Raw genomic sequence first — 23,096 nt, forward strand, 5'->3', positions numbered from 1 at the left:
GTGTGGAACGATAGTTACACAATTGTTCTACAAATTGGTTAGTATGGTAGATCAAACTTGCCCAAGCGGCTATCGGTAATTGCCCCAACCGCCTATGACCACATCCGACGCGCACCAGACCCTGACCGACAAAGTCACCGAGCAGATACGCCGCCGCTTGATCAATGGTGAATTCATGCCCGGCCAGCGGCTATCGGAAGCAACCCTGACGCAATCGCTGGACGTGTCGCGCAACACCTTGCGCGAAGCCTTTCGCAACCTGACCAAGGAAGGCTTGCTGACTTATGCGCCCAACCGTGGCGTGGCAGTGGCGGTGCCCAGCATGGCGTCCATTATCGACATCTACCGCGTGCGGCGCATGATCGAATGCCAGGCGCTGGCCCAGGCCTATCCACACCACCCGGCCCGCCAGCGCATGCGGCAGGCCGTGGACGACGCGCTGGCGTGTCGCGAGCGGCAGGACTGGGCGGGCGTGGGTACGGCAAACATGGCTTTTCACATGGCTATTGTTGAACTGGCGGACAGCGAACGGCTCAATGCAATGTTCGCCTTGCTGTTGGCCGAATTGCGGCTGGTATTCGGCCTGCTGCAAGACCCCGAATTCCTGCACGCGCCGTACGCGGACATGAACCAGCAGATCTTGCAGCGCGTGGAAGCCGGGGATTTCGGCAAGGCGGCCGATGCGCTGAAGGACTACCTGGCGCAGTCCGAGCGCATCGTCCTGGCCAGTTATGCGCGCCGCGTGGCCAACTGAAAGCGCCACGATCGCAGCGCGTCGATCACCAGGAATACCAGCAGGCTGACGCCCATTACCGGCAGGCACCACCCCAGCACTGCGGCCACGGCCAGCGCGCCCAGCCGCGCCGGCCAGCCCAACGCGGCCCAGGCCTGCGTCAGCGTCTGCCCATGCGCGCCGGCTGCCGGCCGCCGCAGCCACCACATGCGATAACCCAGCACGATCATGGTTGATAGCGCCAAGCCGATGGCGCCCATCAACAGCTGGTTGGGCCAGCCGAACAGAATGCCCATGTGCATGTCAACGCCCCAGCGGATCAGCTTGGCGATCAGCGGAAAGGTGTCGAAATCGGCACGGCTGGTGATGGCGTAGGTGGCGGGGTCGATGGCGATGGTATCCACCTGCGTGGGCCAGGACCGGTCCACTTCACGCACCATCCACGCCTGGCCGGCGCCGCGCGGCGGGCGGATTTCAAGCTGGGTACTGTCGATGCCGCCTTGGCGGGCCGTTTGCAGAATGCGGTCAAACTGCATGGCGACATCCGATGACGCGTTCATGGAGGCATTGGCGGGCGCATTCGTTGGCGCATTCGCTGACCCATTCATCGGCGCATTCATCGGCGAATTCATCGGCGCATTCATCGCGGCGGACGCACCGTTGTGCGACATCGCCCCTGCCATCTGCATGCCGCCGTGATGATGCGCATGTTCATCCCCGCCGGCAGCCTGCCCCGATGGCCCCCCTGCCCCAGACCCCGTCCCGGCTGCCTGCCCTGCCCCCGGTAGCTTCAGCGAAATCGCCGGCGTGATCCATCCCAGTTGCGCGCGCAGCTGATCGACGCGTCCGCCCGCCCAGTTCGACCACGTCAAGCCCGTGGCGGACAAAAATATCAGCCCCAGCGCCAGCCACAAGCCCAGCAAGGTGTGCCAGCGCCGCGTCCGCAGACGCGGGCTGCGCGCACGGGTCGCGGTCGCGCGGCGGCGCCCCGTCCACCACAGCGCCAGCCCGCCCAGCGTGGCCAGCCACATCCAGGACGCGGCCAGTTCGCTGTAGTTGCGCCCCAGGTCGCCCAGCATCAGGTTGCGATGCAGATAATCCAGCGTGGTGCGAAACGGCAACGAGCCGCTGGTGCCGTAGACCATCATGTCGCCCTTGATGGCCAGCGTGACGGGGTCGACGAACAGCGCGCGGCTTTCCGAATCCCCCATGCCGGCTTGCGTGAACATGACGCGGGTGGTTTCCCCGGGCGTGGGCGCGGGGCGCACGGCGAACAAGCGGGGGCCGCCCGCGCCGATGTGTGCCTGCGCCGCTTCAACCTGTTTGGCCAGGGGCTGCGCCGGGCCGGTGGAGGGGGTGCGCAACTGGTCCGCGTACAGCAGGTTTTCGATCTGCGGGGTCAGGACGAACAGCGTGCCGGTAACGGCCGCCACCAGGATGAAGGGGCCGACGAACAACCCGATATAGAAATGCAGGCGCGTGATCAGCGCCAGGAAAGCGCTGGGGGCCGCGCTTCGCGAGCGCGCGGGCGCGGCGGCGGTATCCAGGGTTTGTGTGGACATGGGATTCTCGAATGGGAACGGGGGCCGCCACAGGCGGGCGGCCGAGACAAGCCGCAATATCATGTCGCGAAATCGGGTCGAAAAATCGGGTCGAAAAATCGGGTCGAAAAATCAGGTCGAAAAATCAGGCCGCAAAAACCGGGCCGAAAAAAACCGACCCAATCCGCACCCAATCCGCACCGAATCCGCACCAAACCCAGGACCACATCCGCGACCAAAATAGCGGCCACAGGCATGCGCACAACGCGCATGCGTGCAGGGTCATCCGTCTATCGAGGGTGGCGCCCGTGGGCCCAGCGGGGGGCCGGTGGCCGGCATGGGCGGGCGCGGGCCGTCCACGTTCAGCGGCGGCTGTACCAGCCAGTGCAGCAGCACCGGCGTCAACGCCGCCAAGGGCGGCAGGTTCAGGATTTGATGCGCGCTAAGGCCAAACGGACATTCCTGGCCGGCGCCACGATCATCGCCCTGCCCGCTACCGTGGTGGTCATGATGGCCGTGCATCTCGTGATGGCCATCGGCGGACGCCTGCCGTAACGACATCGCCTGCAACGCGGCCAGCGCGTTGCCGCCCGCCGTGCAAAAGCCCAAGGTCAGACGGCCTTGGCGCAGCGCCTGGGCGTCGGGCATGTACCCGGTCGGCACCCACGCCCGCGCCACCAGCAACAGCAGCAGCAACAGCCGCCCGTAATCGGCGGCCGTGGCAAAACGCGGGTAACGGGGTAAACGACGGGGCAATCCGGTGCGCATGCGTCCAATCCACAACGCCGGCGGGCGCCGGCGTCTTGGCGGAATTTTACGCGCCGTCTTCGGATTGCGCGACACCCGCCCCGCCAGCCCGCCTGCAAACGTTGCTTGCCGCCGCCTGGCTTCGGGCATAAATTCGATGTTGCCGTTTTCCGCTCAAGGCCCGCTGCGGCTCTGTTTTGCGGACGGCGTCCAAAGGTTGTTTTTGATCTTTTAAGCCCGCGAGGAGCGATGCGATGAAAGTGAAACACCTGTTAGGTCCGGCAGCCTTCGCGCTGTCTACGCTGTGCACCGCGCCCAGCATGGCGCAATCCGCCGACCCCGCCCCGATGGTCACAGGCAAGCACTGGTCGGAGTCCGATCCCAACATCAAGAAAGCCTACCTATTGGGAATCGCCAACCTGCTGCAAGTGGAACGCGCGTACCAGGAACGCCGAGCGCCACCCGACAACCAAACGCTGGTGCCCCGCTTTGCCAAGGGGCTGCAAACCCACACGCTGGATTCCGTGCGCGAGGGGCTGGATAGCTGGTACGCCGCGAACCCGTCGCGGCTGGACCGGCCGGTGATCGAAACCCTGTGGTTCGAGATCGTCGTTCCTGGCGCCAAGCGCAAGCCTTGAAGGAGCCGTCATGAAAGTCATCCGATCGATACTTGTGTGCGTCGCGATCAGCGCCCTGGCGGCCTGCACCAATATGTCGTCCAAGCAGCAAGGGACCATGTCCGGCGCGGCGATAGGCGCGGCGGCGGGCGCGGGCATTGCCGCCATCGCGGGCGGCAGCGCCTGGACCGGGGCGGCCATCGGCGGCATCGCCGGTGGTGTCGCGGGCAATATCCGCGGCGGCAACTAGAACGCCGCCGCGACTTGCACACTGGCACGTCAGGCCCGAAACGCACGGCGAGAGCCGCCGCGTTCCGGGCTTTTTTGATAAGCCTGAAGCCGCCCGAACCTGGACTGCGATTCAACCGAAGCCCGCCCGAACTCGCCTGACGCACCCCGGGAAGTGAAGCGCCGTAGCACTCCGCTGCCGGCTACTTTTCGCCCTGCTGCGCCCGCCACGCCTGATACTTCGCCTGGTTTTCCTGATTCGGCGGATACAGCCCGGGCAGCTTTTCGCCCGCCTCCACCTGCTGCATGATCCAGCCTTCCAGCCGCTCCTGCTCGATGGCAATGTCGACCACCTCGTCCAGCAAGGCGGCCGGGATCAGCACCGCACCGTCGCGGTCCAGCACGATGACGTCGTTGGGAAACACCGCCACGCCGCCGCAGCCCACCGGCTCCTGCCAGCCGACAAACGTCAGCCCCGCCACCGAAGGCGGCGCCGCCGCGCCGGCGCACCAGACGGGCAGCCCGGTGCCCTCAACGCCTTCCAGGTCGCGCACCACGCCGTCCGTCACCAAGGCCGCCACGCCGCGCTTTTGCATGCGGGCGCACAGGATGTCTCCGAAAATGCCGGCGTCCGTCACACCCATGGCGTCGACCACGGCGATGCAACCTTCCGGCATGTCTTCAATGGCGGCGCGCGTCGAAATGGGGGAAGCCCACGATGCCGGCGTGGCCAGGTCTTCGCGCGCGGGCACGAAACGCAGCGTGAAGGCGCGCCCCACAATACGCGTGGCGCCCGGCGCAAGCGGCCGCGCGCCGCGCACCCATACGTTGCGCAGGCCTTTCTTCAACAGCACGGTCGTCAGCGTGGCCGTCGTGATGCGGGACAGGGCCGTGACGACGCGCGCGTCCAGGGGCTGAGGGGCAATCGTCATGGTGCGGGGTCTCCTTGCGCCTTCTTGGCGGGTATCCAGGGTTGGGGATGTCGATTGTGACGCCGGCCAAAAGCAGGCACAACCCTGTTTTTACAGATTCTGAATCCGCTTTTTATGCCTGCCCGGCCTGGCCGTGCGTACGGTCGGGCCAGCCACTTTCCGCCTGCCTCGGGCCAGGGCAATTTTGACCGGTGCGGACAATTGCGCGTCCGCCGTGCCACCGGAACAGGAAGCCGCCGGACGTGTTTTCCCAATGAAAATACCCCTGCCCCCGGGCTCAGGCACGAAACTTGCGCAGGGGTAAGGATCTACCACCTCCGGAGAGTCCATGCCCGCCCCGACCGACGAATCCCGCCGGAGCCTGACGGTGCTGACCGTCAATACCCATAAGGGATTCACCAGTTTCAACCGGCGTTTCATGCTGCACGACCTGCGCGAGGCCTTACGGCTGGCCGCGCCCGATGTGGTGTTCTTGCAGGAAGTCCTGGGCGAACACCAGGCGCACGCCGAGCGGCACCAAGAGGCCTGGCCGGCATTGTCCCAGTACGAATTCCTGGCCGACACGCTGTGGTCGGACTACGCCTACGGGCGCAACGCCGTCTACCCGGCCGGCCACCACGGCAACGCGATCCTGTCCCGCTACCCCATCGAACGCTATGAGAATCACGATGTCAGCGTGGACGGCCATGAAGGCCGCGGCCTGCTGCACTGCGTGCTGCGCGTGCCGGGCGATGCCCCCGTGCATGCCATCTGCGTGCACCTGGGCCTGCTGGAAAAGCACCGCGGCCAGCAGATGAACCGCCTGTGCGAACTGGTGGCGCGCGACGTGCCCGAAGGCGAACCCCTGTTGATCGCCGGCGACTTCAACGATTGGCGCGGCAAGGCCAACCGGCAGATGGCCGGCTGCGGCACACAGGAAGTGTTCACCAGCCGCCTGGGCCGCCCCGCCCGCACCTTTCCCGCGCGTTGGCCGCTGCTGCGGCTTGACCGCATCTATGTTCGTAATGTGCGCGACTGGCGGCCCGTGCCGCTGGCCTCGCGCGTGTGGTCGCGGCTATCCGACCACGTACCCCTATCCGCGGAGATTGCGTTATGAGTGCCGGTGAACTGGGATGGCGGGAAGGCAACCGCTACACCTTGCTGGAAAACGGCGAGGCTTATTTTCCGGCCGCGTTCGAGGCCATCGACGCCGCCCAGCGCGAAGTCCTGGTCGAAACCTTCATCTTGTTTGAAGACAAGGTGGGGCGGCAATTGCAGCAGACCCTGATCGCGGCCGCCAAGCGCGGCGTCAGCGTGGACCTGCTGGTGGACGGCTACGGCTCGGACGTGCTGACGCCCGAATTCATCGGCGAAATGACCGAAGCCGGTGTACGCCTGCATATCTTCGACCCCCGGCCTCGCCTGCTGGGCATCCGCACCAACGTGTTCCGCCGCATGCACCGCAAGATCGTGGCCATCGACGGCGTGTGCGCAATGATCGGGGGCATCAATTTTTCGGCGGACCACCTGGCCGACTTCGGCCCCGAGGCCAAGCAGGACTATGCCGTGCGCATCGACGGCCCGCTGGCGGCGGACATTGCCGACTACGCCCGCTCGGCGCTGAACCGCAAGCGGCCACGCCGCTGGCGCCGGCCGGCCGCCGCCTCGGTGCCCGAGGGCGACGGCGGCGGCCGCCTGGTGGTGCGCGACAACGACGGCCACACGACCGATATCGAACGCTACTACCGCGCGGGCCTGCGCGCCGCCAAGCGCGACGTGCTGATCGCCAACGCCTACTTCTTTCCCGGGTACCACCTGCTGCGCGACCTGACCAAAGCCGCGCGCCGTGGCGTGCGCGTGCGCCTGCTGCTTCAAGGCGAACCCGACATGCTGGTGGCACGGCTGGCGGCGACCATGCTGTACGACTATCTGAAGAACGCGGGCGTTGAAATCTACGAATATTGCAAGCGCCCGCTGCATGGCAAGGTGGCGTGCGTGGACGACGACTGGTCCACCGTGGGCTCCAGCAACCTGGACCCGCTAAGCCTGGCCTTGAACCTGGAAGCCAACGTCGTGGTGCGCGACCGCTCGCTGAACGCCGCGCTGCGCGAAAGCCTGGACCGCCTGATCGCCCAGGACTGCAAGCCCGTGCCCAGCGGCCCCAAATCCACCCGGGCGCTGCGCCGCTTCTGGGTAGGCGTGGTGGTGTTCCACTTTTTGCGGCGCTTTCCGGCGTGGGCGGGTTCCCTGCCCGCCCACAAGCCGCGCCTGCAAACCATCAAGCCGCCCACGCCCGACGAAGGTGAGACCGCATGAGGGTATATCGAACGACATTCATGCGCACGTTGCGCCACCGCTGGCCGCGCATCAAGAAAGTGCTGCCCTGGCTGATCCTGGCGGTGGTCGCCGCGCTGCTGTTTTATTTCGGCCGGTCGGTGGACTGGCCGCAGGTGTGGCAGGCCATGCGCCGCATACCGCGCGACGCCATCCTGATGGCCAGCGGCCTGGTGGTGCTGGGGTATCTGAGCTACGCCGCGCTGGACCTGCTGGGCAAGCGCTACACCGGCCACAAACTAGGCTGGCCCACGGTGCTGGGCGTGGCCATGGTCAGCTACGCGCTAAACCTTAGCCTTGGCGTGCTGGTGGGTGGCCTGGGCGCGCGTCTGCGCCTGTACGCCCGGCTGGGTTGCCGCAAGGCGGTGGCCACGCGCGTGGCGGTGTTCTCGGCCGCGTCGAACTGGATCGGCTATGCCTGGGTGGCCGGCGCGGTGTTCGTCAGCGGCGCGTTGCCCGTGCCCAAGGGTTGGGACGTGGGCAGCGGCGTGCTGCGCCTATTGGGCGCGGTGATGCTGCTGGGCGCCGCCGCCTACGTGTGGGCCTGCGTCCGTGCGCGACGCCGCTCGGCCACGTGGATGGGGCAACGCGTGACGCTGCCGCGCGCGCGCATGGCCGTCTTGCAATGCGTGTTCGCGGGACTGTCCTGGATGTTCATGGGCGCGGTCGCCTATGTGCTGTTGCAGGGCAAGGCGCCCTACCCCGTGGTGTTGGGCATTTTGCTGTGCTCCAGTTTCGCGGCGGTGCTGACGCGGGTGCCGGGTGGCTTGGGCACCACCGAGGCCATCTTCGTGGCGGTGCTGGCGCCCGGCCTGCCGTACTCCGAAGTGCTGGGCGCGGCGCTGGCTTACCGCGCCTGCTATGCACTGGCGCCGATGTGCCTGGCGCTGGCCGCGTTTCCGATGTTTGAAGCGCGCATCGCCTGGCGCAAGAAGCATGCGCCGGCCAACCGGGAACAAGACTTGCTGCACCCGCGCCCATGAAGAAAAATCCGTCCCCGATAGAGTCCGATCTGGTGGTGGCTTACCCGCGCCGCGCCACCGCGTCCGAACACGAGATTGCTTCACAAGAAGCCATGGCCGCCCGCCTGGCGTCCCTGCTGGGCAGGCGCTTCGACCCCCACTTCCGACCCAGCCGGCACCGCGACGAGCCGCCTCCGTACTACGTGCCCGACCGCACCATCATCGGCGCGATCCGAGCGGCGCGCCTGGGCATCACGCGACCCGCCGATCTGTACGGCGGCGTCGCCCCGCATTCTTTCGTGGCGGGCAAAGCCATTACCCACGGTCTGGTCAACGCCCAGGCGCGTGCCCCCAAAGCCTGGGCGCACGCGCTTGGCGACACCCTGCGCGACGTAGTGTTGAACGGCTACACCGCGTTCACCGTGGCCGACGCCGAAGCCGCCGGCTTGCAGCTGCTGCGCCACGGCCCGCTGCGCCTGAAGCCCGTTGACGCCACGGCCGGACGCGGCCAGGTGGTGGTGCGCAACGCCGACGAACTGCGCGCGGCACTGGCCCAGCAAGAGCCGTTGGTCATGCGGCGGCTGGGCTTGGTGCTGGAAGAAGACCTGCAAGACGTGGCGACCTACAGCGTGGGCTGGTCGCGCGTGGGCAAGATGGAAATTTCGTATGTAGGCACGCAGTCGCTCACGCCCGACAACCAGGGCATAAAGGTTTACGGCGGCTCGGTACTGCGCGTGGCGCGTGGCGGGTTCGACGACCTGCGCGCGCTGGACCTGAACGAACTCGAGCGCCAGGCCGTGGCCCTGGCCTGCCAGTACGACACCGCCGTGTCCACCGCCTACCCGCAATTGCTGGCATCGCGCCGCAATTACGACGTGGCGTTCGGGCAGAGCCCGTCCGGACAGCCGCGCGCGGGCGTGCTGGAACAATCCTGGCGCGCGGGTGGCGCCAGCTTGGCCGAACTGGCGGCCATGCAGGCGTTTGCGCTGTCGCCGTCGCTGATGTCGGTGCGCGCCGCCACCCGCGAGCGCTATGGCGAACAAGAACCTCGCCCCATCCCGCAGCACTTGGTCTATCACGGCGTTGACTCGGCCGTGGGCCACATCAGCAAGTGGGCGGGCGTGCTGGAGGAGGACGCCGATGGCGGCGCATAGTGATCCCATCGCCTTGTCGGTTGACGGGCAGCAACTGGACGGCACGTTTCTGACACCGGAAGACAAGGTGCCGGGCGTGTTGTTCATCCACGGTTGGGGCGGCAGCCAGCAGTTTGACCTGGCGCGCGCCAAGGGCATCGCCGCGCTGGGTTGCGTGTGCCTGACGTTCGACCTGCGCGGCCACGCCGCCACGCGTGAACAGCAATTGCAAGTGACGCGCGAAGATAACCTGCGCGACGTCATGGCGGCCTACGACCGGCTGGCGTCGCACCCGTCTCTGGATTCGGGGTCCGTGGCGGTGGTGGGCAGCAGCTATGGCGGCTATCTGGCGGCGCTGCTCAGCGGCTTGCGCCGCGTGCGCTGGCTGGCGCTGCACGTGCCGGCGCTGTATCGCGACGAAGAATGGTTGCTGCCGAAAAACCAGCTGAACCGCGAGACACTGCGCGCGTATCGCAACAGCTACGTGGCGCCCGAATCGAACCGGGCGCTGAAGGCCTGCGCCGAATTTGCCGGCGACGTGCTGATCGTCGAAGCGGAACACGACACCTTCATCCCGCACTCCACCATCATGAGTTACCGGTCGGCGTTCCGGCGCTCGCACTCGCTGACGCATCGCATCATTGATGGCGCCGACCATGCGCTGACCGAAAAATCCGCCCAACGCGCCTACACGGCGATCCTGGTGAACTGGGTGACTGAAATGGTCACCGGCGCGCGGATGGGAGACCCGCGGCCGGTGCCATGATGCACACGGGCCGGGCCACGGTGCCCGGCCAAGCGCCTTACCAGTAGATGTCCTGCTTGTAGTACGTGTGTAGATTGCGGGCCCACGTTTCGTCGGCCATGCTGGGCCAGTTGTCCTTGTCAAAGCCCGGGGCGTTCTTCAAGGTTTCTTCGTCGATGTCCAGCACAAAGCACTTGCGGTCGGTATCCAGCGTCAAGGCCGCCCACGGAATGGCAAACAGCTTGTCGCCGATGCCCAGCACCCCACCGCGCGACAGCACCGCGTACGCCACCCGGCCACGCGGCACGTCAATCATGATGTCCTTGATGGACCCGAGATCTTCGCCGGCCGAGTTGTAGACGTCATTGCCTTCCAGCGTGCCGGCGGCCATGACTTCCGGGCCGGGGCCGCCGGGGCTGCTCTTGGGGCCGCCGACGATATTGGTTTGATGTTGTTCCATCATCTATCTCCTTTGCGGGGCTTGCGCCCTGCGTACTGGTGGTAGGGACAGGCAACTCCGCAAGCGCCGTGCCCAAGGTGCCCGGACACGGCGACGGGTCCCGATTTTGATATCCGATTTCGATACCCGGCATCCATTGCGCGATGCTCGATACGCGACACGGCGTTCAGCTGGCCCACCACTGCTTGATGGTGGCGCGCAGCGCGGCGGCGCCGGTGGCGGGGTCTTCCTTGCGCAGCGCCGTCATGTACGCCTTGAACTGCTTGGCCGAAATGTGCGGCGGCATCGGCGGCACCTCGGGGTCGGTCACCACCTCCAGCACCGCCGGGCGGCCGGCGGACAGCGCGCGGTCCCACGCGGGGCCGACTTCCTCCGGGTCCGTCACGCGTATGCCCTCCAGCCCCAGCATGCGGCCGTAATCCGCATAGGAAAAATGCGGCAGCCATTGCGAATCCCCGAAGCGCGGGTCGGCGCCCATGACGCGCTGTTCCCAGGTGACCAGGTTCAAGTCGCCGTTGTTCAGCACCAGCACCACCAGCGTCGGGTCGGACCAGTCTTTCCAGCGGTGCGCGATGGTGATCAGTTCGTTGATGCCCAACATCTGCATGGCGCCGTCGCCCACCAGCGCCACCACGGGCCGTCCGGGATGCGCCAGCTTGGCGGCCACGGCATAGGGCACGCCGCAGCCCATGCTGGCCAGCCCGCCGGATACCGAGCCCATCATGCCTTCACGCAGATGCACGTCGCGCGCATACCAGTTGGCAGCGGACCCGGAATCGCAGGTGACGATGCAACGCGGCGGCAAGCGGCTGGACAGCTCCAGGAACGGGCGCTGCGGGTTCACGCCCTTGGCTTCGACCATGGCGCGCGACACCACCGTTTCGCGCCACCGCGCCACCTTCTTTTCAATGCTCTTGGTCCACCGGTCCGACGCCTTGGGCTGCAACTTGGGCAGCAGCGCCTGCAAGGTCAGGCGGGCATCGCCCACCAGCCCCACTTCCACCGGATACCGCAGACTGAGCTTGCGCCCGTCCAGGTCGATCTGCACGGCGCGCGCCTGCCCTTCCTTGGGCAGGAATTCGGCATAGGGAAACGACGTGCCCACCATCAACAGGGTGTCGCATTCGTTCATCATTTCCCAGCTGGGCTGCGTGCCAAGCAGCCCGATGGCGCCCGTCACGTACGGCAGCTCGTCCGGCACCACCGCCTTGCCCAGCAACGCCTTGGCCACGCCGGCGCCCAGCCGCTCGGCTACGGCGCGCACCTCGTCGCCCGCGTCCAGCGCGCCGGCGCCCACCAGCATCGCCACGCGTTCGCCGCTGTTCAAAATGGACGCGGCGTTATCCAGCGCGGCCTCGGGCGCCACGGCGGCGTGCGCGGTCAGGCCAATGCCGGTATGCACGGTGCCGTGCTCGCGCGGCGGTGTTTCCACGGCTTCCAGGTCTTGCACATCGTTGGGAAAGATCAGGCAGGTGACGCCGCGCCGCTCCATGGCGATGCGCATGGCGCGGTCGATCATGTGGCGCGCCTGCACGGGCGAGGTCACCATGTGCACGAAGTCGTGAGCCACATCCTTGTACAGGCTGACCAGATCCACTTCTTGCTGGTAATCGCCACCCAACGAACTGCGGGCTTGCTGGCCCACGATGGCCACCACCGGCTGGTGGTCCATCTTGGCGTCGTACAGGCCGTTAAGCAGGTGAATGGCGCCGGGCCCCGACGTGGCCATGCACACCCCCACCTGGCCGGTGAATTTGGCATGGGCGCAGGCCATGAACGCGGCGCCTTCTTCGTGGCGCGCCTGGACGAATTCCAGTTCGCTGTTCCTTCCAAACGCGCCAATCAGGCCGTTGATCCCATCGCCGGGATATCCGAACACGCGCTGCACGCCCCATTCGCCCAGGCGGGCGAGGACAAAATCGGAAACGGTTTTCAAGTTGACGCTCCTTATGGTCGGTTCAGTCGGTTGAATCGGGTTCAGTCGGTTCACTGTTTCATCAAAAAACCAGAACCTGCGCGCGCCGCAATCGCCATGCCTGGATGACCCGCCGGCTCCGTCCCCGACCGCCCGCCCCGGCGACTGTAAAGACGGCGTTTGTTGCGCCGCTCCCAAATTTACAAACGTCAGCAACAACGACTCGCACCCCAGGGTAAGCCCGCCTTTTCCCTGTACGGCCCACCCTTGGGCACGCCACTTGCGCATATGACGGCCTTACGGAACCGGGCCCACTTTTTCAGCGGCCCTCCGACTTTCCCCGGAGCAACAAGCATGGCGACGACAATTCTCATAGTGGCTGCCGAAGCATTCCCGCTCGCAAAGACGGGCGGCTTGGGCGATGCAATCACCGGCATGACGCGGGCGATGGTCCAGCGAGGCATCCCCGCCACTGTCCTGCTGCCCGCCTACCGAGGCGCGGCCAAGCAGTTGGACGGCTTGCGTGAAGTGGCGCGGCTGGAAGACTTGCCGGGCGGCGACGCGCGCCTGCTGGCCGGCGTGTGCCCGACATCCGAACTGCCCTTCCTGCTGCTTGAGAACGACGCGCTATACGACCGCGCCGGCCTGTATGTGGATGAGGACGGCCAGGAGCATCCCGACAACGGTCTGCGCTACGCCGCCTTGTCGCACGCTGCGGTGCGCATTGCGCGCGGCTTGCCGGGGCTGGCGCGCCCCGATGTGGTGCACGCGCACGATTGGCACGCAGCCTTGACGCCCATGCTGATGCGCGAGGCCGGCATCCAGGACGTAAAAACCGTGCTGACCATCCACAACATGGCTTTCCAAGGCCAGTTCCCGCTAGAGGACGCCGCCGCCTATGGCATCCCGCCCGCCTACCGGGGCGAGCACGCCGCCGTTGCCTGGAACAAGCTGAACTTCATGAAAGCCGGCATCGCCCATGCCGACCGCGTCACCACCGTCAGCCACACCTATGCGCGCGAAATCCTGACGCCGGCGTTTGGCTGCGGCCTGGACGGCCTGCTGCGCGAACGCGCCAACGACCTGATCGCCATTCCGAACGGCATCGACACCGCCCTGTGGGACCCGTCGCGCGACCCGCATCTGGGCCCGTTGCGCTACACCGCCGGCGACCTGGCCAACAAGCGCCTGTGCAAGACGGTGCTGCAACGTGAATTCGGCCTGACGCCTGATGCGCAAGCCACGCTGGTCGTGATGGGCAGCCGCCTGACCGACCAGAAGATGGCCGACGTTGCCGCCGAAGCCCTGCCGCGCGCCCTGGAAGCCCACCCCGAAATGCAGGTGGCCATCCTGGGTCAGGGCGACCGCCGCCTGGAAACAGCTTTGAAGGCGCTGGCCGACCGTTACCCGCAACGTTGCGCCACGCGCATCGGCTACAACGAAGCGGGCGCGCATCGGCTGCATGCCGGCGGCGACATCCTGCTGCACGGCAGCCGGTTCGAACCCTTCGGCCTGACGCCGCTGTACGCCATGCGTTACGGCACCGTGCCGATCGGCTCGCGCGTGGGCGGCATGGCCGACACCATTGAAGACCCCGGTTCGGACTCGCCCTTGACCGCGATGGCGTTTGCCAACGGCCTGCTGTTCGACGGCGACCACCCCGACGCCATGGCCGATGCGCTGGCGCGCGCGATGCACCTGCGCCAGCACCCGATGCTGTGGCGCGCGATGCAGCGCAACGCCATGAGCACCGATTTCAGCTGGCAGCGCGCCGTGGGCGCGTACGAAGAATTGCTGCAATCCCTGACCGGCCGCTCGCAGGTTGAAGAGCAGGCGGTTGCGGAACCCGCGCCGGCCCGCTCGGCCGACACTCGCCAACGGCGGACCCGGCAAGCCCGTGGCTCCATGCCGATGCCCATCTGACCACAAGGCGCACACGCATGGCCGCTGCCCCCAAGCCCGTCCCCTCCCCGCCCACCGCGCTGCGCATCTGCCACGCGCCACAGGGTTTGCCGGACGGCGCCCCGGCGGCAACGGCCGATGCCGCGCTGGATGCCCGGCTGGCCCGTATTCAGCGCGCCGGATTCAACGCCGTGTTGATTCCGCCGCCCTGGATACGACCCGCCAACGCGCAGACGTTGGCGCCCATTGACGCCGACGCCAGCCCGGCTGGCGAGGGCACCGAGCCCATCACGGAACGGCTGGCCCGGCTGTCGCGCGCCGCCGCCGCGCATGGCTTGAGCCTGATGCTGCATGTGGTACTGGACCGCGTGTCGGTGGACGCCACCGCCGCCACCGCGCCGCCCGGCTGGTATCAGCCACCGCCCGACGACCCGGCGCGCGACCCGCGCCTGCCCGTCAGCACCTGGGGCGTCATGGCCCTGGCCGGCAAGCCCCCGCCAGAGTTCGCGCAGGCCTGGTCCGCGCGGCTGGCGCGTTGGGCGCAAGCCGGCGTGGCCGGCTTTGTATTCGAAGCGCCGCAGCGCGTACCCGCCGACAATTGGCGCAACGTGCTGGGCCCGCTGCGCCAACACGCCACCGCCCCGCAATGCCTGGCCTGGACGCCGGGTCTGACGGCGCATCAGGTGGACGCGCTGCGCGACGCCGGTTTTGACGGCGTGTTTTCTTCCTTGCCGTGGTGGGATTACAAATCGGCCTGGCTGGCCGAGGAAGCCTCGCGCTTGCAGCGTGTGGCCACGGTGCTGGCCAGCACGACGCCGCTGCACGGCGACGCGCCGAACAAGCCTCACGCCGACGCGCGCCTGGCGTGGGCCGCCGCCTTTACCGCCAACGGGTGGATGGCAGCGGAAGCCGAGATCGACGCGTCGCCGCAAATGCAGGACATCAACCAGTGGCTCAGCCTGCGCGACGCGCCCGCCGGGACGCCGCGCGTGCTGGGCGGGCGCGATGGCCGCGCCACGCTGGTGCTGCGCGACGAGGCCGACGGCGCCACGGCGGTATTGGCGTTGAACCCGAACCAAGCCGCTCCGGCGCGCATCGATTGGGACGCGGTGGCATCCAGCCTGCCGCCCGGCGACATCCTGCCCCAACGCATGACCGACGCGCCGCTGCTGGCGGGCGACACCCTGCCCGCGGGCGGCTGCGCCCTGATGGCCGTGACGCCGATGCCACCCGTACGCGAAGCTTCGCGCCATCCCGGACCGCGCACCGAAGGCGGCGCGGCCCTGCGCATCGCCATCGAAAGCGTAGCGCCGGCCGTTGACGACGGCGCGCATCCCATCAAGTGCACGGTGCACGAACGCATCACCGTCCAGGCCGACTTGCTGATGGACGGCCACGACCGCATCGCGGGCGAAGTCCGCTGGCGCGCGGCCGACGAAGCCAACTGGCGGCGCGCGCCGCTCAAGCTGCTGTCCAACGACCGCTGGCAAGCCAGCTTCCGGCCGCGCCGCATCGGCCCGCACGAATATCAGGTGGCGGCGTGGTTCGACGTATGGGAAACCTACCGCCATGACCTGGAGGTTAAACACGCGGCCGGGGTGGACGTGCACCTGGAAGTGGTTGAGGGCATCTTGCTGCTGCGCGAAGCCGACAAGCGCGCCAGCCAGCACGCGTATCCGGCCAACAGCGTGGCGGTGGTCAAGGCCGCGCTGAAAGCCCTGCCCGGTCCCAAGGCCGACATCGCGCCCACTGACGCGCACATTGCGCTGCTGCTGGGCGCGGAGCTGGCGCAGGCGATGCGGGAACTGGACGCGCGCCCCTTCGAAACCGTCACGCCCGAACCGTATCCCGTGTGGGTGGACCGCCCCGAGGCCTGCCACAGCGCCTGGTACGAACTGTTTCCGCGTTCACAGGCGCGCGAGCCCGGCCGCCATGGCACGTTTGACGACGTCATCGCGCGCCTGCCCGACATTCAGGAAATGGGCTTCGACGTGCTGTATCTGCCGCCGATACACCCCATCGGCCTGCGCAATCGCAAGGGGCCGAACAATACCCTGAACGCCGGGCCGGACGATGTGGGCAGCCCGTACGCCATCGGGTCGGCCGACGGCGGCCACGATGCCATCGAGCCCAAGCTGGGATCGCTGGATGACTTTCTGCGTCTGGTCACCGCCGCGCGCGAGCACGGCATGGAGATGGCGCTGGACTTTGCCATCCAGTGTTCGCCCGACCACCCCTGGCTGAAGTCGCATCCCGATTGGTTCTCATGGCGCCCCGACGGGTCCATCCGCTACGCCGAGAACCCGCCCAAGAAGTACCAGGACATCGTCAATGTGTCGTTCTACGGTTCGCCGCCACGCCGCGCGCGCAAGCTTGCGCTGTGGCGCGCGCTGCGCGACGTGGTGCTGTTCTGGGTGGACAAGGGCGTGCGGATCTTCCGCGTGGACAACCCGCACACCAAGCCGCTGCCCTTCTGGCAATGGCTGATTGCCGAGGTGCACGGCCAGCACCCTGACGTGCTGTTCCTGTCCGAAGCCTTTACCCGGCCCAAGATGATGTATCGGCTGGCCAAGGTGGGCTTCACGCAGTCGTACACGTACTTCACGTGGCGTAACGATCGGGCCGAATTGCAAGCGTATCTGGAAGAGATTTCCAGCCCGCCGCCGGCCGACTTTTTCCGCCCGCACTTCTTTGTGAACACGCCGGATATCAACCCGGTGTTTCTACAGACGTCGGGGCGCCCGGGTTTCCTGATACGTGCCGCGCTGGCCGCCATGGGGTCGGGGCTGTGGGGCGTGTACAGCGGCTTCGAGCTGTGCGAGTCCGCGCCCGTGCCCGGCAAAGAGGAATACCTGGATTCCGAGAAGTACGAGCTGCGTCCGCGCGACTGGCGCCAGCCCGGCAACATCCGCGCCGAGATCGCGCGCCTGAACCAGATCCGCCGGGCCAACCCGGCCTTGCAGACGCATCGCGGGCTGACCGCGTTGCGCAGCGGCAACGACCGCGTCCTGGCCTTCGTCAAAGCCACGCCCGGGCTGGGCAACGTGGTGCTGACCGTCGTCAGCCTGGACCCCTTCCAACCGCAGACGTCCTATCTGGAGGTGCCGTTCTGGTTGTTCGGCGACGCCAGGCCCGCCCATCTTGAAGTCGAAGACCTGTTGACGGACACCCACGAGACCTGGCGCGACGCGACGCGCACCGTGACGCTGTCCCCCGACCAACCCTATCGCGTCTGGCGGCTGTCCCTGCATGGTTGACGCCCGGAGCCCACGATGATCAGTGAAACCAATCCCATCAAGGATGACGGCCTTTGGTACAAGGACGCCGTTATCTATCAGCTGCATGTGAAGTCGTTCTTCGACTCGAATGACGACGGGGTGGGAGACGTGCCCGGCCTGATCATGAAGTTGGATTACATCGCCAGCCTGGGCGTGAACACGATCTGGCTGCTGCCGTTCTACCCGTCGCCCCGGCGCGACGACGGCTACGACATCGCGGACTATCGCGGCGTGCATCCCGACTACGGCACGGTGGCCGATGTGCGCAAGCTGATCCGGGAAGCCCACGCGCGGGGGCTGCGCGTCATTACCGAACTGGTGGTCAACCACACGTCGGACCAGCACCGCTGGTTTCAGCGGGCGCGCACCTCGCGCCCGGGATCGGCGGCGCGCAACTTCTACGTATGGTCCGACAACGACAAGGCCTATGCCGGCACGCGCATCATCTTCTGCGACACGGAAAAGTCCAACTGGACGTGGGACCCCGAGGCCAACGCCTACTTCTGGCATCGCTTCTATTCCCATCAGCCCGACCTGAACTACGACAACCCGCAGGTGCTCAAGGAAGTGCTGTCCGTCATGCGCTACTGGCTGGACATGGGCGTGGACGGGTTGCGGCTGGATGCCGTGCCGTACCTGGTGGAACGCGAAGGCACCAACAACGAAAACCTGCCAGAAACGCATCAGGTGCTGAAACAGATACGCGCCGTGATCGACCAGGAATACCCGGGCCGGCTGTTGTTGGCCGAAGCGAACCAGTGGCCGGAAGACGCGCAGGAATATTTTGGCGCGGGCGACGAATGCCATATGTCGTTCCACTTTCCGCTGATGCCGCGCATGTACATGGCCATCGCGCAGGAAGACCGCTTTCCGATCACCGACATCATCCGCCAGACGCCGGATATTCCGGACACCTGCCAATGGGCCATTTTCCTGCGCAACCATGACGAGCTGACGCTGGAAATGGTGACCAGCCGCGAACGCGATTACCTGTGGAGCGTGTACGCCGCCGATCCGCGCGCGCGCATCAACCTGGGCATCCGCCGCCGGCTGGCGCCCCTGCTGGAACGCGACCGCCGCCGCGTCGAACTGATGAACAGCCTGCTCTTGTCCATGCCCGGCACGCCGGTGCTGTACTACGGCGACGAGTTGGGCATGGGCGACAACGTGCACCTGGGCGACCGCGACGGCGTACGCACGCCGATGCAGTGGTCGCCGGACCGCAACGGCGGCTTTTCGCGCGCCGATCCCGAGCGCCTGCCCCTGCCCGTCTTGATGGGGCCGCTGTACGGCTACGAAGCGGTCAACGTCGAAGCCCAGCAACGCGACCCGCATTCGCTGCTGAACTGGACGCGCCGCATGTTGGCGCAGCGCCGCCAGACGCACGCGTTTGGCCGGGGCACGCTGCGCTTCATCCAGGCCGGCAACCGCAAGATCCTGGCTTACCTGCGGCAGTGGAACGACACCACCATCCTGTGCGTGGCCAACCTGTCGAACGCGGCGCAGCCCGTGGAACTGCCGTTGCAGGAATTCAACGGCCGCGTGCCGGTGGAAATGCTGGGCGGCACGCCGTTTCCAGCCATCGGTGAATTGCCCTACCTGCTGACCTTGCCGCCCTACGGCTTTTACTGGATGGACCTGAGCATGGACGCCGCGCCGCCGGGATGGCACGCCAGCGGCCCGGCCCAGATGCCCGAGCTGACGACGCTGGTGTTGAAGTCGCGCGGTGGCGCCGCGTTGACGGACTCGTCGCGCAATGTGCTGGAAAACGAAGTACTGCCCGAGTACCTGGCGCGCCAGCGTTGGTTCCCGGGGTCGAAGGCGCCGTCGCGCGCGCGCCTGGCCTACGCCACGCCCTTTGCCGCCACCAGCGCCGGCACGCGCGCCGGCAGCAGCGCGGGCGGCGAGTACTACTGGGCCGAAGTGGAACCCGAAGACGGCATTGACGACGGCCTGCGCGTGCAAGCCCCGTTCGTGCTGGTGTGGGACGAGACCGCCCAGGTGCAATACCCCATCGCGCGGGTGCGGCGCGGCCCGGAAGTGGGCACGCTGGCCGACGCCTTCCTGCAACCCGGCTTCGTGCTGGGCGTGATCGACGCGCTGCGCGCCAAGCAGGAACTGGACGGACGCGACGGCGGCAAGCCGGGCGACAAGCCGGGCGTCATCCGCTACCTGCCCGAGCCCGGGCTGGGCGATGTCGACTTTGGCACGGAACCCGAATTGCAGTGGATCCGCGCCGAGCAATCCAATAGCTCGGTGATCGTGGGCAGCCAGGCCATCCTGAAGCTGATCCGCAATGTGAAGCCCGGCGTGTCGCCAGAAGTCGAGGTGTCGCGCCATCTGACGCGCGCCGGCTACGCCAACATTCCGGCATTGCTGGGTGAAGTGGTGCGGGTGGACGCCGACGGCGTGCCGCACACGCTGGCGGTCATGCATGCCTTCGTCAACAACGAGGGCGACGCCTGGACGTGGACCCTGGACTACCTGAAGCGGACCCTGGGCGCCGCCATGCTGGGCGGCAACAGCCCCGAGGAATTCGAGGCCAGCCTGGAGGGCTACACGGTCATGGCCGGCACCATCGGCCGCCGTCTGGCCGAGCTGCACAACGCGCTGGCGCAAGCCACGGATGACCCGGCCTTTCCGGTGCAGACGGCCACCGCCGACGATGCCCAGGCGCACGCCACGCGCATCGCCGCGCAGCTGGACCGCGCCGACGAGGACCTGCGCGCGGTGATGGACCGCCTGGAGGCGCCGTCGCACGCTTGCGCGCAATGGCTGTTTGAACATCGCGACCGGCTGCGCAAACAGGTGGACACGATGGCGCAGGCTTTGGTGGGCGCGCCGCTGATTCGCGTGCATGGCGACTTCCACCTGGGTCAGGTGCTGGTGGCGCAGACCGACGCCTACCTGATCGACTTCGAAGGCGAACCGATCCAGACGCTGGAAGCCCGGCGCAACATCACCACGCCGTACAAGGACGTGGCCGGCATGCTGCGTTCGTTCGATTACGCCGCCGCGTCCGTGGCGCGATCTGACCCGATGGGCGGCGCGCCCACCGACGCCAACGCCGGGGCCGCCGATTCGCCCGCCGCGCCCGGCGTGCCGCAGGATCTGCGTGACACGTTGCTGGCGCGCTTCGGATCGCGCGCGGCCGAGGCCTTCTTGCAGGGCTACCAGGAAGCCGCGTCCACCGCCATTGCTTTGCCCGGCGCGCAGGAAGACACCCTGCTCAAGCTGGCACAGCTGGAAAAAGCCGCCTACGAGGTCAGCTACGAAGCGGCGCACCGGCCGGACTGGATTTCTATTCCGCTGTGCGCCCTGACGGGTCTGGCACGAGAACTCTTGCAAGATGCGGCGATCAGCGCCGAGGAAAAAACACGATGAGCGTTCCTGACAACGGCGGCTTGCCGCCGTCTTCCACCCCCGCCGGCCGGGTTGACGCGGCCACGTTACAAGCCTTGGCCGGGGGCCAGCACGCCGACCCGTTCGCCGTGCTGGGGCCGCATGACGGCGCCGTACGCGCGCTGTTGCCCGGCGCCGGCGCGGTGGCTGTAATCAGCGCCGACGGCACCCGCACACCGCTGCAAGAACAGGCACATGGCCTGTATACCGGCGCCGCACCCGGCGCCCGACCCGGCGACCCGGCTTCGTATCAGTTGGCCATCCAGTGGCCAGGCACGGAACAGGTGACGGCGGACCCGTATGCCTTCGGACCGGTGCTATCGGACGCCGACCTGGGCGCCTTGTCCAGCGGAGACTGGCGCGCGGCGTTGGACCTGCTGGGCGCGCGCCTGGTGGAAATGAACGGCGTGCCCGGCCTGCGCTGCGCGGTCTGGGCGCCCAACGCACGCCGCGTCGCGGTGGTGGGCGATTTCAATAGTTGGGACAGCCGCCGGCACCCCATGCGCCTGCGCCACGCCGCGGGCGTGTGGGAACTGTTCATTCCCGGCGTGTGCGCGGGCGATTGCTACAAGTTCGCCATCACCGATACCGCGGGCGCCATCGTGTTCAAGGCCGACCCCATGGCGCGGCGGGCCCAGGCGGCACCCGCGACCGCCTCGGTGGTGGACGACCCCACGCCCCACGTCTGGACAGACGAAGGCTGGATGCAATCGCGCGGCGCGCGTCAGCAGCCCGACGCGCCCATTTCGATTTACGAAGTGCAGGCCGGCTCGTGGGTGGCCGCCGACAACGAGCGCTGCGTATGGGACCAGCTTGCCGACAAGCTGCCCGCCTACGCGCACGCCATGGGCTTCACCCATGTCGAGCTGATGCCCATCATGGAATATCCGTTCGGCGGGTCCTGGGGTTACCAGCCGCTGGGCATGTTCGCGCCGTCGGCGCGCTTCGGCCCGCCCGCCGCTTTCGCCCGCTTCGTGGACCGCTGCCACGCCGTGGGCGTCGGGGTGATCCTGGACTGGGTGCCCGCGCACTTCCCGAACGATGCGCACGGGCTGGCGCGCTTTGACGGCACGCCGCTGTACGAATACGCCGACCCGCGCGAAGGCTATCACCCCGACTGGAACACGCTGGTCTACAACCTGGGCCGCACCGAAGTCAAAGCCTTCATGATTGCCAGCGCGGTGCACTGGCTGCGCCAATTCCATATCGACGGCCTGCGCGTGGACGCCGTGGCATCGATGCTGTACCGAGACTACAGCCGCCAGCCCGGCGAGTGGATCCCCAACGTGTATGGCGGCCGCGAGAACCTGGAAGCCGTGGCCTTCCTGCGCGACTTGAACACGACCGTGCGCCAGGAAGCGCCGGACGCCATCGTGGTGGCCGAAGAGTCCACCGCGTGGCCCGGCGTGACCGCGCCGGTGTCCGAAGGCGGCCTGGGCTTTCACTACAAATGGAATATGGGGTGGATGCACGACACGCTGCGCTACATGCAGGAAGACCCCGTCTATCGCAAGTACCACCACCACGACATCACTTTCGGCATGGCCTACGCCTATTCCGAACGTTTCATCCTGCCGCTATCGCATGACGAAGTGGTGCACGGCAAGGGTTCGCTGCTGAACAAGATGCCGGGCGACCACGGCACCAAGCTGGCCAACCTGCGCGCCTACCTGGGCTTTATGTGGGCGCATCCCGGCAAGAAGCTGCTGTTCATGGGCGGCGAACTGGCGCAACCGGCCGAATGGAATCACGACGCCACCATCAACTGGAGCCTGCTGGACGACGCCGGCCACAAAGGCGTGCAGCGCCTGGTGGCCGACTTGAACCGGGTGTACCGCGATTCGCCCGCGCTGCACGAAATGGACGCCCGGCCCGAAGGCTTCGCCTGGCTGGTCATGGACGACGCCGACAACAGCGTGGCCGCGTTCCTGCGCCGCAGCGGCACGTCGACCATGCTGGCCATCTGCAATTTCACCCCCGTCACCCGCCACGGCTACCGCGTCGGCGTGCCGCTGGCGGGGCGCTGGGCCGAAACGCTGAACACCGACGCCGGTTGGTATGGCGGCTCGGGCCAAGGCAACCAGGGCGCGGCGCAGTCCGCCGACCAGCCCGCTCACGGCCACGCGCAATCCCTGTCGCTGACGCTACCTCCTCTTGCCACCTTGTTCTTCACGCACGAAGGCTGAAT

Annotated in this window: 17 protein-coding genes; 12 read left to right on the forward strand and 5 right to left on the reverse strand. The window is 67.2% G+C overall.

Translation table 11 applies throughout. From position 1 onward, the window contains the following. Nucleotides 1-94: 94 nt before the first annotated feature. Nucleotides 95-754, forward strand: coding sequence for a GntR family transcriptional regulator (locus V6F88_RS04710; protein ID WP_332608193.1), 660 nt, complete (start codon nt 95-97; stop codon nt 752-754). Here V6F88_RS04710 and V6F88_RS04715 read toward each other — a convergent pair. Together V6F88_RS04715 and V6F88_RS04720 are read right to left on the reverse strand one after the other, a co-directional pair. Then, on the reverse strand, nt 730-2,295 hold the full coding sequence (locus V6F88_RS04715; protein WP_332608194.1) for a PepSY-associated TM helix domain-containing protein: 1,566 nt from the start codon (nt 2,293-2,295) through the stop codon (nt 730-732). The genes V6F88_RS04710 and V6F88_RS04715 overlap by 25 nt on opposite strands. Before the next feature lie 261 nt (nt 2,296-2,556). Then, nucleotides 2,557-3,042: a DUF2946 family protein gene (locus V6F88_RS04720; protein WP_332608195.1), complete on the reverse strand. Its 486-nt coding sequence runs from the start codon at nt 3,040-3,042 to the stop codon at nt 2,557-2,559. A gap of 233 nt (nt 3,043-3,275) precedes the next feature. On the opposite strand from V6F88_RS04720, the gene V6F88_RS04725 reads away from it, so the two are divergent. Both V6F88_RS04725 and V6F88_RS04730 read left to right on the forward strand, forming a co-directional pair. Next, entirely contained in the window at nt 3,276-3,659 is a 384-nt protein-coding gene (locus V6F88_RS04725) for a hypothetical protein (protein WP_332608196.1), read from the forward strand. 10 nt (nt 3,660-3,669) lie between these two features. Continuing rightward, nucleotides 3,670-3,888: a hypothetical protein gene (locus tag V6F88_RS04730; RefSeq protein ID WP_332608197.1), complete on the forward strand. Its 219-nt coding sequence runs from the start codon at nt 3,670-3,672 to the stop codon at nt 3,886-3,888. Between the two features lie 181 nt (nt 3,889-4,069). Here the strand turns inward: V6F88_RS04730 and V6F88_RS04735 are convergent, their stop codons facing one another. Further along, nucleotides 4,070-4,798 (reverse strand): ribonuclease activity regulator RraA, encoded by a 729-nt coding sequence (locus V6F88_RS04735; RefSeq protein ID WP_332608198.1) that lies wholly within the window; start codon nt 4,796-4,798, stop codon nt 4,070-4,072. A gap of 328 nt (nt 4,799-5,126) precedes the next feature. Here V6F88_RS04735 and V6F88_RS04740 point away from each other — a divergent pair, with 328 nt between their 5' ends. From V6F88_RS04740 to V6F88_RS04760, 5 genes are read left to right on the forward strand one after another with little or no spacing between them, the layout of a single operon-like run. After that, a complete protein-coding gene (locus tag V6F88_RS04740) occupies nt 5,127-5,894 on the forward strand; it encodes an endonuclease/exonuclease/phosphatase family protein (RefSeq protein WP_332608199.1) in 768 nt (255 codons plus the stop codon). Then, entirely contained in the window at nt 5,891-7,093 is a 1,203-nt protein-coding gene (clsB, locus tag V6F88_RS04745; protein WP_332608200.1) for a cardiolipin synthase ClsB, read from the forward strand. The genes V6F88_RS04740 and clsB overlap by 4 nt, the downstream gene beginning before the upstream one ends. Then, entirely contained in the window at nt 7,090-8,094 is a 1,005-nt protein-coding gene (locus tag V6F88_RS04750; RefSeq protein ID WP_332608201.1) for a lysylphosphatidylglycerol synthase domain-containing protein, read from the forward strand. The genes clsB and V6F88_RS04750 overlap by 4 nt, the downstream gene beginning before the upstream one ends. Next, nucleotides 8,091-9,227 carry a DUF3182 family protein gene (locus tag V6F88_RS04755; protein ID WP_332608202.1) on the forward strand — a complete coding sequence of 379 codons (1,137 nt, stop codon included), beginning with the start codon at nt 8,091-8,093 and terminating at the stop codon, nt 9,225-9,227. The genes V6F88_RS04750 and V6F88_RS04755 overlap by 4 nt, the downstream gene beginning before the upstream one ends. Beyond that, nucleotides 9,214-9,972: an alpha/beta hydrolase family protein gene (locus V6F88_RS04760; protein ID WP_332608203.1), complete on the forward strand. Its 759-nt coding sequence runs from the start codon at nt 9,214-9,216 to the stop codon at nt 9,970-9,972. The genes V6F88_RS04755 and V6F88_RS04760 overlap by 14 nt, the downstream gene beginning before the upstream one ends. A 37-nt stretch (nt 9,973-10,009) precedes the next feature. Here the strand turns inward: V6F88_RS04760 and V6F88_RS04765 are convergent, their stop codons facing one another. Both V6F88_RS04765 and V6F88_RS04770 read right to left on the reverse strand, forming a co-directional pair. After that, nucleotides 10,010-10,411: a PRC-barrel domain-containing protein gene (locus V6F88_RS04765; RefSeq protein ID WP_046805720.1), complete on the reverse strand. Its 402-nt coding sequence runs from the start codon at nt 10,409-10,411 to the stop codon at nt 10,010-10,012. Nucleotides 10,412-10,577: 166 nt separating this feature from the next. Continuing rightward, nucleotides 10,578-12,347 (reverse strand): thiamine pyrophosphate-requiring protein, encoded by a 1,770-nt coding sequence (locus V6F88_RS04770; RefSeq protein WP_332608204.1) that lies wholly within the window; start codon nt 12,345-12,347, stop codon nt 10,578-10,580. A 333-nt stretch (nt 12,348-12,680) separates the two neighbouring features. Here V6F88_RS04770 and glgA point away from each other — a divergent pair, with 333 nt between their 5' ends. Genes glgA through glgB form a run of 4 tightly spaced genes read left to right on the forward strand, consistent with a single transcriptional unit; the run spans nt 12,681 to nt 23,094 of the window. After that, entirely contained in the window at nt 12,681-14,249 is a 1,569-nt protein-coding gene (gene glgA, locus V6F88_RS04775; RefSeq protein ID WP_332608205.1) for a glycogen synthase GlgA, read from the forward strand. A 17-nt stretch (nt 14,250-14,266) separates the two neighbouring features. Further along, nucleotides 14,267-17,485, forward strand: a complete 3,219-nt coding sequence (locus V6F88_RS04780) for an alpha-1,4-glucan--maltose-1-phosphate maltosyltransferase (protein WP_332608206.1) — start codon at nt 14,267-14,269, stop codon at nt 17,483-17,485. Between the two features lie 15 nt (nt 17,486-17,500). After that, nucleotides 17,501-20,890, forward strand: coding sequence for a maltose alpha-D-glucosyltransferase (treS, locus tag V6F88_RS04785; protein ID WP_332608207.1), 3,390 nt, complete (start codon nt 17,501-17,503; stop codon nt 20,888-20,890). Further along, a complete protein-coding gene (gene glgB, locus V6F88_RS04790; protein ID WP_332608208.1) occupies nt 20,887-23,094 on the forward strand; it encodes a 1,4-alpha-glucan branching protein GlgB in 2,208 nt (735 codons plus the stop codon). The genes treS and glgB overlap by 4 nt, the downstream gene beginning before the upstream one ends. Nucleotides 23,095-23,096: the final 2 nt, after the last annotated feature.

It is taken from the genome of Achromobacter sp. ESBL13 (genome assembly GCF_036668755.1).
GTDB lineage: Bacteria > Pseudomonadota > Gammaproteobacteria > Burkholderiales > Burkholderiaceae_B > Achromobacter.